Annotated in this window: 2 protein-coding genes; both read left to right on the top strand. The window is 72.6% G+C overall.

Annotated features, from left to right (window positions below):
* Positions 1-1,348: OmpA family protein (locus P409_RS33655; protein ID WP_052121696.1), on the top strand; the 1,348-nt coding region annotated here is incomplete at its 5' end.
* 15 nt (positions 1,349-1,363) lie between these two features.
* Positions 1,364-1,705, top strand: a 342-nt coding sequence (locus P409_RS33650) for a hypothetical protein (protein ID WP_202964896.1), incomplete at its 3' end; no start/stop codon positions are given.

The following is a 1,705-nucleotide window of genomic DNA, read 5'->3' as shown; positions in this document are numbered from 1 at the left end:
TGTCGAGATCCGGGACGAGGCGACCTACGCTTCCGGCGCGCCGGGCAGCTTCGTTGCGGCGGCCGCCTACGGCCTGGCCCAGGCGGCGACACTGTCGCAGGGCAGCGTGTCGCTGAGCGATGCCGGCTACTCGATCGCCGGCGAGGCGTCGACCGCGGCCGTCTATCAGGCGACAATGGCCGGCACCAAGGCGTTGCCGGGCGGCGTGACCCTGGCGAAGGTGGAGATCCTGCCGCCCGAGCTGAAGCCCTATGCCTGGAGCGCGCAGAGCGACGGCCACACGCTGATCTTCGGCGGCGCAGTGCCGTCGGAGGAGGCGCGGGCCGCGCTGGCCGCCGCCGCGGCCGCTTCCTTCCCCGGAACCAGGATCATTGACGCGCTACAGGTCGCCCGCGGCGCGCCGGCCGGTGATTTCCTGGCGGCGGCGAAGCTGGGCCTGGCGCAGCTCGCCCGGCTGACCGACGGCAAGGCCGTGCTCGACGACGGCCGGCTCTCGATCAGCGGCTCCGCCAAGGCCGGCGTCAGCGGCGAGGGGATCGCGACGGCGATCCGCACCGGGTTGCCGCAGGGCTTCCAGCTGGCCTCGGTCGACATCACGCCCGCGACGATCTCGCCCTACACCCTGACCGCGGAGAAGGCGGACGGCAGCCTGACCCTGTCCGGCTATTATCCGGACGACCAGACGCATCAGGGCATCGTGGAGGCGGCGCGGCGGCTGTTCTTCGGCGAGACGGTGAAGGACCAGCTGGCCCTCGGGGCGGGCGCGCCGGAGGGCTTCGGCGAGGCGGCGCTGACCGGGCTGGGCCAGCTCTCGCGCCTGGCCCAGGGCACGCTGGCCCTGTCCGGCACCAACGCCAGGCTGTCCGGCCAGGCGCTGTATGCTAAGGCCGTGATCGACATCCAGGGGGCCTTCGCGGCGGCGCTGCCGCACCGCTACATGGCCGATGTCTGGATCGCGCTGAAGCCGCCGGAGCCGGCGGTGGACGCCGCCACCTGCCAGGGCCTGTTCAGCGCGCTGCTGGCCAGGGGCGCGATCCTGTTCGACACCGGCAAGGCGACGATCTCCGCCGATTCCGCCGGTCTGTTGGACAACCTCGTGGGCGTGGCCCAGCGCTGTCCCGAGGCGCGGATCGAGATCTCCGGCCATACCGACTCCTCCGGCGACGCCACGGCCAATCTCGATCTGTCGAAACGGCGGGCGGAAGCCGTGGCCGGCTATCTCGAGACCGCCGGCATCGCCGGCAGCCGCCTCGCGGCCGAGGGCTATGGCAGCACCCGCCCGATCGCGTCGAACGACACGGAGGAGGGCAGGGCCCGGAACCGCCGGATCGACTTTCTCGTGAATTGAGGGGGCGCGGGGATCATGGTCTACCTGATCGAAACCTACTGGCTCTGGAGCCTTCTCGCCCTGGTGCTCGGGGCAGCCATCGGCTGGATGACGGTCTCCGGGGAGGAGCGGCGGGCCGGCGAGCCCTGGCTGCCGGACTGGCTGAAATGGGGGGCCCTGGTCTGGCTCCTCGGGCTGGTCGTCGCCCTGTTCCGATGGCTCGGCGGGCGCAGCGGCCTGCTGCTGGAGACGGCGCTGCTGTTCTTCGTCGCCTATCTGGCCGGCTGCGTCGCCGGTGCCTGGCTGCGCGGCCTGCTCGGCGACGTGGAGCGGCCGGCCGAGCCTGTCGCGGAACCGGCTGCCGCCGCCCCCACAGCC

It is taken from the genome of Inquilinus limosus MP06 (genome assembly GCF_000767795.1).
Lineage (GTDB): Bacteria > Pseudomonadota > Alphaproteobacteria > DSM-16000 > Inquilinaceae > Inquilinus > Inquilinus limosus_E.
Note: the sequence above shows the minus strand (reverse complement) of the source record. Positions and strands in the feature narration are given on the sequence as shown.